General features: G+C 50.5%; 8 protein-coding genes. 4 read left to right on the top strand and 4 right to left on the bottom strand.

Going from position 1 to position 8,132, the window contains the following annotated elements; genetic code table 11:
- Together metK and B2067_RS10755 are read right to left on the bottom strand one after the other, a co-directional pair.
- Positions 1-729: methionine adenosyltransferase (gene metK / locus B2067_RS10760; RefSeq protein ID WP_301388439.1), on the bottom strand; the 729-nt coding region annotated here is incomplete at its 3' end.
- A gap of 24 nt (positions 730-753) precedes the next feature.
- Positions 754-1,767, bottom strand: coding sequence for a metalloregulator ArsR/SmtB family transcription factor (locus B2067_RS10755; RefSeq protein WP_068439797.1), 1,014 nt, complete (start codon positions 1,765-1,767; stop codon positions 754-756).
- 177 nt (positions 1,768-1,944) lie between these two features.
- On the opposite strand from B2067_RS10755, the gene B2067_RS10750 reads away from it, so the two are divergent.
- From B2067_RS10750 to B2067_RS10740, 3 genes are all read left to right on the top strand, one after another.
- Positions 1,945-2,721, top strand: coding sequence for a glutathione S-transferase family protein (locus tag B2067_RS10750; RefSeq protein ID WP_068438963.1), 777 nt, complete (start codon positions 1,945-1,947; stop codon positions 2,719-2,721).
- A gap of 92 nt (positions 2,722-2,813) precedes the next feature.
- Positions 2,814-4,739, top strand: coding sequence for a DNA topoisomerase III (locus B2067_RS10745; RefSeq protein ID WP_301388438.1), 1,926 nt, complete (start codon positions 2,814-2,816; stop codon positions 4,737-4,739).
- 109 nt (positions 4,740-4,848) lie between these two features.
- Positions 4,849-4,983: a hypothetical protein gene (locus tag B2067_RS10740; RefSeq protein ID WP_301376647.1), complete on the top strand. Its 135-nt coding sequence runs from the start codon at positions 4,849-4,851 to the stop codon at positions 4,981-4,983.
- A 25-nt stretch (positions 4,984-5,008) separates the two neighbouring features.
- Here the strand turns inward: B2067_RS10740 and B2067_RS10735 are convergent, their stop codons facing one another.
- Positions 5,009-6,322, bottom strand: a complete 1,314-nt coding sequence (locus tag B2067_RS10735) for an acetyl-CoA hydrolase/transferase family protein (protein ID WP_301376646.1) — start codon at positions 6,320-6,322, stop codon at positions 5,009-5,011.
- A gap of 321 nt (positions 6,323-6,643) precedes the next feature.
- On the opposite strand from B2067_RS10735, the gene B2067_RS10730 reads away from it, so the two are divergent.
- Entirely contained in the window at positions 6,644-7,567 is a 924-nt protein-coding gene (locus tag B2067_RS10730; RefSeq protein WP_301388436.1) for a hypothetical protein, read from the top strand.
- A gap of 83 nt (positions 7,568-7,650) precedes the next feature.
- Here B2067_RS10730 and B2067_RS10725 read toward each other — a convergent pair.
- Positions 7,651-8,132, bottom strand: a 482-nt coding sequence (locus B2067_RS10725) for an aminotransferase class IV (protein ID WP_301388435.1), incomplete at its 5' end; no start/stop codon positions are given.

Below are 8,132 nucleotides of genomic sequence, written 5' to 3'. Positions count from 1 at the left end.
GGTCAGACCGGCGTCGCCCACCGGGCCACCAATCACGAAGTTACCGGTAGGGTTGATGTGGTACAGCGTACCTTCGTGTAGCCATTCCGCAGGCAGTACAGGCTTAATGATGTGCTCAAGAACTTGCTCGCGCAGATCTTCAAGGCTGATGCTTGGATCGTGCTGGGTCGACAGAACCACCGCATCAACTTTCGGCGAGTCGCCTTCCCAGTTGATAGTGACCTGAGATTTCGCATCCGGGCGCAGCCAAGGCAGAGTGCCATTACGACGCAGTTCAGACTGACGTTGTACCAGCAGGTGCGCGTAGTACACAGGCGCTGGCATCAGGTTAGGGGTTTCATTGGTTGCGTAACCGAACATCAGGCCCTGGTCGCCCGCGCCCTGATCTTCTGGTTTGGCGCGGTCAACACCCATGTTGATGTCGACAGACTGCTTACCAATGCCGTTCAGCACGGCACAGGTCGCGCCGTCGAAGCCTACATCAGAGCTGTTGTAGCCAATGCCTGTGATCACGTCGCGAACGATGTCTTCAAGGTCGACGTAGCATGAAGTTGTCAGCTCGCCAGCAACCACTGCCATACCGGTTTTAACCAGTGTCTCTACTGCAACACGCGCGTAGGGATCGCGGGCAATGATGGCGTCCAGAACCGCATCAGAAATCTGGTCGGCAACTTTGTCCGGGTGGCCTTCAGAGACGGACTCTGATGTAAAAATTGAATATTCGCTCATCTGCGACTCCTCAAAAAAATGCCCTCAGGCATGAAACAGTCGGAACTGGATCTGAAATCCGTTCCTTAAACCGGAATATTGGCTCTGGCCTTCTTTCAGTCCGGCTTCTTCGGCCCATTGACTGAGATCAGCAGGTTCAAAACCAAGCCATAAATCTCCGCAAGACTCCCGCGCCCAAACCTGTTCGTGGCGACAGAGGTCGGTAACCAAAAACGTACCGCCCGAACTCAGAAGCTGGGCGACATCGTTAAAAATATTCTTAGGTGACGGCACATGGTGCAGCACCATATTAGCCACGGCGAAGCCATAGCCACTGTTGTTTGTATCGCCTTCAACATCCTTGCGCGATTCAAGCAACGCGCGGGTGTCGCCCTGCACTAATGTCACGTTGTTCAGTTGCTCGTTCTGGCAGAAAGTTTCCGCTTTCGCTAACAGATCCGGCGAAATATCGAGCCCTGTCACACCAGCAAATCGTTCGCTCAGGGTCTGCAGGAATGCGCCCTCGCCGGGGCCAATTTCCAAAGCGTAGCCACTATTCTCATTGCTTCCCGGCAGGTAGCCCAGGGAGTCAAGAATGGTCGCCAGTGCATCGCCATACTGCTCATACGATGCAATCAGATCCTGCTGTTCGCGGAAATCATCTGCATGACGGGCAAAGAACCCGGCACAGGCTTCCGCTCGCTCTGCCAGTACACCATCAACGGCGGCATTGTTATCGCTTTCATCAAGCGACGAATCAATCGCGCGGAACAGCTCCCGCAGCCAGGTACTGAAGGTATCGTCGCCGGTATTCAGCGGACGGCGATAAAAAATACTGTTGCCCTCGCGCTGATTACTGACCAGGCCCGCCTGAGACAGCACCTTAAGGTGGTGGCTCATACTCGACTGCTTGATATCGAATATCTGACAAAGCTCCAGCACGCCAAATGCGCCTTGCCCGAGCAGTTTCATGACTCCCATACGCAGAGGGTCTCCGGCGGCCTTGGACGCCTGAGCCAGTCTGGCCAAAGTTAAATCGTTGGTAGTCAGATCGTTCATGGTTGCCAGTATAGTGATTTTAAACTCTATATCAATTTTTTTTGATATAGATCTGTATCCCTTTGTAATGGGCCATGGAGGTCGCAGTTCGTCCACATCCGACCTGTTTGGATCTGAGCAACCTTGTATTATTGACACCTGTATAGAAATTAATGCCACGTACATCAGGATGACTCGATGACGATCAATACACCGCTTACTCTTTTTACGATCAACATGTCGCACTACAGCGAAAAAATTCGCTGGCTGCTGGATTATGAGGGCATTGAGTACAACGAGGTTGCACTGACACCGGCAGTGCACACTCTGCCAATGCTGATTAAAGGTAAGCGCGCAGAAACTACGGTTCCTTTGGTTCAGCGTGCTACTACCTGCGTGCAGGACAGCCCGAGAATTGTGAATTGGCTGAATAACGAATATGGCCCACTGAAAACCTTACCTGCGCAACATGAGCAAGAGATTGTTGCGATTCAGCAGCGCTTTGATGCGATAGGTAAGCCGGTGGCTCGCTATCTGTATCTTCCCGGCTTTGCTCACGACGCCTTGATCAAAGATATCTGGACTCAGTTCGCCAAACCATGGGAAGAGGTATTCGTTCGAACTTTCTATCAGGTAATCAAACCTGTTTTCAAAGTTAAGCTGAAAATTAATAGAAAAGACGTCGCCCGTGCCGAGCAGAAAATCGATGCAGAAATCCGCTGGTTGGAGGAGCGCATTCAGCAAGGGCCATATCTGGTAGGGGATCAACTGACGGTTGCTGATATAACAGCGGCCTCTCTGCTGGCTCCGCTAGCTTGCCCTGAAGAACATCCTATCTACGGTACAGCCGAGTTCCGGGAGAAAATGGCTGGTCCTGCCCAGCAGTGGGCTGACAGTTCAGCACTTATGTGGGTCAGAGAAATATACGCGAAGCACCGAGGCGTTATCTGGGCTAAGCCTCCAGTGGCTGCCTGACGTTAAAATCTTTCGCGTTAACACTCTGTTTGCTAACGCACTGGCATGATGGTTAACTACTGGCTGTTTATACAGTTTAAGCGTTCGCCATCATGCGCCTCTTCATTGCCGAAAAACCCAGTCTTGCCCGCGCCATTGCCGAGGTTCTTCCCCGCCCACATAAAAAAGAAGAAGGCTGTATTCGTGCCGCCAATGGTGACGTCGTCAGTTGGTGTATTGGTCATTTATTAGAGCAGGCGGACCCAGAAGCCTACAATCCACTCTACAAAAAGTGGCAACTTGACCACCTGCCCATTTCGCCCGATGAGTGGCAGCTCCAGCCAAAGCCTAAAACCCGGAAGCAACTGAGCGTTTTACGTAAGCTGATTAAAGAAGCCGATCAGTTAGTGCATGCAGGAGACCCTGACCGTGAAGGCCAGCTGTTAGTGGATGAGGTGATTGATTACCTGAAAACGCCACAGACCAAGCGCCGCAATGTTCAGCGCTTACTGGTCAGTGACCTGAATCCATCGGCAATCAAGCGTGCTCTGGGCGAGCTGCGTAGCAACAGCGAGTTTATTCCCTTATCTGTTTCTGCATTGGCTCGTAGCCGGGCAGACTGGTTATACGGAATTAATCTCACACGCGCCTGGACGATCAAAGGACAGCAGGCGGGTAATCGCGGCGTACTGTCTGTTGGACGGGTACAGACACCGGTTCTCGGGTTGGTCGTCCGGCGCGATAAAGAGATCCGCGACTTCGTCAGTAAGCCCTTTTACGAGGTTCAGGCGGCCATACACCTGAGTGCTGAGCAGCCTCCCAGCTTTTTCGCTAAGTGGCAGCCTAGCGAGGCATGTCGGCCGCATCAGGATGACGAGGGGCGGGTACTGAATCCGAATCTTGCTAAGAACGTGATCGACCGGATTCGTCAGCAGCCAGCGCAGGTAAAAGCGTTTGATAAAAAACCGGGCAAGCAAAATGCATCTTTGCCCTACAACCTGTCCTCTCTACAGATCGACGCCGCAAAAGCCTTCGGTATGGCAGCGAAAACGGTACTGGATGTTTGTCAGAGCCTGTATGAAAAATACCAATTGATAACCTATCCAAGATCAGACTGCCGTTATATACCCGTTGCACATCACAGTGAAATGCCGCAAGTCTCTGCGGCTATCCAGACTGTCATTGCAGATGCTGGCGACATGCTGAAGCATACTGATGAATCCAGAAAGTCAGCCGCATTTAATGACAAAAAAGTCGGCGCACACCATGCGATTATTCCGACATCTAAAAAATACTCGGGTAACTTAAATGATGCAGAGAAAAAGATTTATCGGTTAATAGCCCGCCAGTATTTACTGCAGTTTTGTGGTGCCTTTCAGTATTCTGACACCCTCATTGAGCTTGAAATTGCTGGTGGTCGGTTCATTGCCCGTGAACGGATCACCTTGGCAGCCGGCTGGAAAGCGTTAATGCCTGCGCGTGAAAAAACATCGCCGCCATTACCTGATCTGGTGGCAGGTCAGGCCTTATGGAGCGGTGAGCCTAAGCTGGAAGAGAAGCATACTGAACCACCGAAGCATTACACAGATGCAACCTTGCTCGCGGCCATGACCGGGATTGCCCGCTACGTTAAAGACCCGGAGCTACGTAAGGTCCTGAAAGATACGGACGGGCTTGGCACTGAGGCCACACGGGCGAGCATCATAGAGCTGCTGTTTAAGCGTAAATTTCTGCAGCGACAGGGTAAGCAGATTCAGGCAACAGAGACAGGACGGCAATTGATATCAGTTCTTCCGGACGCCTGCTCGCAGCCGGATATGACTGCCTATTGGGAACGCCAGCTGAACGATATCTGCGAAGGCGAAGGAAGCTACCAAGGCTTTATGCAGCCTCTGAGCGATCGGTTAATTGAGCTGGTGGAAGCAGCAAGGTCAGCGACTATGCCCGTGATGAGATCGGGTACACAAACTGGCCAGAAAAGCCCCCGAAAAGCGACGTATCGGCGAAGGAAGAAAGGCGTTGCGAAATCTGGCCGATAGGCATATTAGTAATTTCCTATCAGGCTGAGAAATACTATCAATTTAATCCTTATCTTTGTGTTGTGTAATTTGATCACATCTCCACAGATTACGACCCAAGGAATAAGTAATGAAAAATTTTATAAATGTAATTAAAAATTCTTACGCCAATGTGAAAACTCTGGATCAAAAAGCCTCAGTAACCTGCAACTACGCCGACAACTATTACGGCGATCAGGTCTGCTTACTGATACATAAGAAGTAAGTTTCATCTGTCGGTTGCTTTGATCTCAGATCAACCGGCGGCTGCGTGCACTCTCTTCCAGTTCAGCCCGGAAGGCGGGGTGTGATATATCAATCAGAGCTCTCGCACGTTGCGGAAGTGACAAGCCTTTCAGGTCTACACAGCCAAACTCAGTAACGACAAAATGGGCATCCATTCTTGTGTCGGTCACGCATCCGCCTGATAGCTCTGGAACGATGCGGCTCAGAGTCCCTTTTCGTGCGGTCGAATGCAGCGCAATAAAGGAACGGCCGCCATGGGATGCGAATGCACCACGGACGAAATCAAGTTGACCTCCGGTGCCAGAAAACGGTGTGCCCTTTATGGATTCGGCGTTGATCTGGCCTGTGATATCAACCTCTATGGCTGAGTTAACCGAGACCATGTTCGGGTTCTTGCGAATGACTGCAGGGTTATTGACCCATGAGGCCGGGTAACCAACAACCGATGGGTTGTCGTCCATAAAGTCGTACATGGCACGGTCACCAATAGCGAGGGTGTAGACATGCTTATGCTGCATCAGCCGCTTTTCCCGACCATTGATAACGCCTTTCTGGATAAGAGCAGCGATTGCTGGAGAAAACAGTTCACTGTGTAGCCCCAGATTTTTGTGTGACCCCAGCAGGCGGGCGACGGCTGCGGGTACACCCCCGACGCCCATCTGTAACGTATCGCCATCCTGAATGTATTCTGCGACCTGCCGAGCGATCAGTTGATCGGTTTCAGACGGCTCAGGTTCGGTCACTTCAGAAAGGGCACTATCAGATTCGACAAGAGCATCAACCTCTGAGATATGTACAGAGCACTCACCAAAGGTGCGAGGCATCTTGGGGTTTACTTCAACGATGACTTTCTTGGCTTTACGGATAACCGAAGCACCATAATCTGCATTGGTACCCAGGCTGAAGTACCCGTGTTTATCCATAGGAGATACCGTTACCATAAAGCAATCAGGCTCGGTCTGCCGGGTTAAAAGGCGGCCTACCTGATGAAAGGCACATGGAACAAACTCAACCCAATGCGGATTCTGAAGTCCAGCGATGGCTTGACGGTCGTGACTGCTTAAAAACAGACACCTGGGGGTGAATTTACCTTCGAGCTCATTTTTCAACAGAGAGTCTGCCAGAGCTTCGGTGCCATGCATGTAATAGATATTGAGTGGAGGTAATTGATCGTTTGTAAAAGCCTCACCAAGAGCCTTCAATAAGGCCGGTGGCATTGCGACGCTCATTCCTAGGATCAGGTTTGTGCTGTCTTTCAGCAGACTAACGGCAGCATCAGGTAATAATCGTTTTTCATCATATTCTTTACGCCATTGCATGATTCCCTCCAGGCCTGATAAGCGAGTTGAAGTAAACATCCTCCTTCTTTATTACACCATCGTGATGTCAGAAGGCTGATCGTGAGCATTCTTCAGGTGAAACCAGACTACATTCTTGTCAAATAACAGAAGAACTACAGCCTATGGCGTCGCGAATGCTCGCCAATTCTACCCAGGGATCGAGAACCACCTCAGCCAGCACCGGGGGTGATCCCGGAAGAATTAGCGCTCATGCCAAGGAGTTCACACATAATTTACAGATCGCTCAGAAAGAGTCTGATATGTTATCGAATCATCAAGTGCAGTCACGGGAGAGTATGCATGCCGGGCATCAGGGTTCCAGACATTAAGATCACGATACAGAGATTGCGGGGTTTTAGCGCCATTTTAACGCTGGCTGTAGCGACTTTCACGTTGGTCGCTTGCGGAGGCGGCAGTGATGGCAGCTCGGGTGGTTTTATTGATGTAGGAACCTCAGAAGAAACGGCCACCATCGACATCACATTTGCACCTGGGCTTCGTGGTCCTGAAGCAGAACCCTCTGTCTCAGAACTCTCTGTTACAGATAACGATGCCATTGTGATTAACTCACGCGTTACTGGAACCGCTCTTCCCGGCGTTGCGGATACTGCGTCTGAATTTGAACTGACTTACACGCCGCTGGTGGATCGTGAGGTGCTCATTGTACTCAGTAGTACTGAAGCCCCGAACCTTGATCTCGAGGTCAGTGACAATTCTCTGAATAGCGAACAGAGCGAAAATTCAAACTCCTACGAAGTGCTGTTGATGGATGTCGATGCAGGGCGTACCTATACATTAACGGTCTCAACGCTTGCAGAAGGAGGGCAGTTTACACTTCTACTGACCGAGCCAAACCGGGCTTCTTTAGGCCTGACTGATACTGAGTATTTTGTCACTCATGAACGGCGTGGTTCTACCCTTTGTGATAGCTCTCCGGAAGGGGCTTACGTACAGCAAACCTACTGGATAATTAACTGGGCAGAGGGGTATATCTCCGACCCTGATGAAACTCTTAACTTTACCAGTGTCGACGGAAATGCCTTCAGTAGTGAGCAGACGCTGGATCTTGGCTCTGTGACAGAAAATTTCTCGTTGACGCTGGATACTAATTCTACGACGGGCGTTGTCTCGGGTAACGCCACTCAGACCCGGACATTTTCTTCTGGCGAATTTAGTCAGTGTGTTACCGAAATAGATTTTCGTGAAGGGCAGGTAAAACTGTAAATGCAGAAAGTCTCAGAGCATAAAAAAACCCCGGTTAATCCGGGGTTTTTTATTTCACTCATTTGAAAATAAAATCAGGGAAATTATTTACAAGGAGTAATCCATTCAGCATTGAATGGGTTCTTGCCCGTCACAGTATCAAAGTACATGGTCTGTAGTTTTTCGGTGACTGGGCCGCGACAACCCTTACCGATAATGCGACCATCCAGAGACTGAATCGGCAGTACTTCTGCTGCAGTGCCAGTGAAGAAGGCTTCGTCGGCAACGTAGACTTCGTCACGGGTAATGCGTTTTTCGCGTACTTCATAACCCAGAGACTGAGCCATTTCGATAATGGTCTTACGGGTAATACCATCCAGGCATGAGGTCAGTTCCGGCGTGTAAATAATGCCATCACGAACCAGGAAGAAGTTCTCACCAGAGCCTTCAGCCACATAACCTTCGTTATCCAGAAGCAGGGCTTCTTCACAACCGCTGTCGATGGCCTCACGCAGAGCCAGCATTGAGTTGATGTAGTTGCCGTTCGCTTTCGCTTTACACATGGTGATGTTCACGTGGTGGCGGG

It is taken from the genome of Thalassolituus sp. UBA2590 (genome assembly GCF_002339775.1).
Classification (GTDB): Bacteria; Pseudomonadota; Gammaproteobacteria; order Pseudomonadales; family Oceanobacteraceae; genus Thalassolituus.
This window is presented reverse-complemented; position numbering and strand designations above follow the sequence as displayed.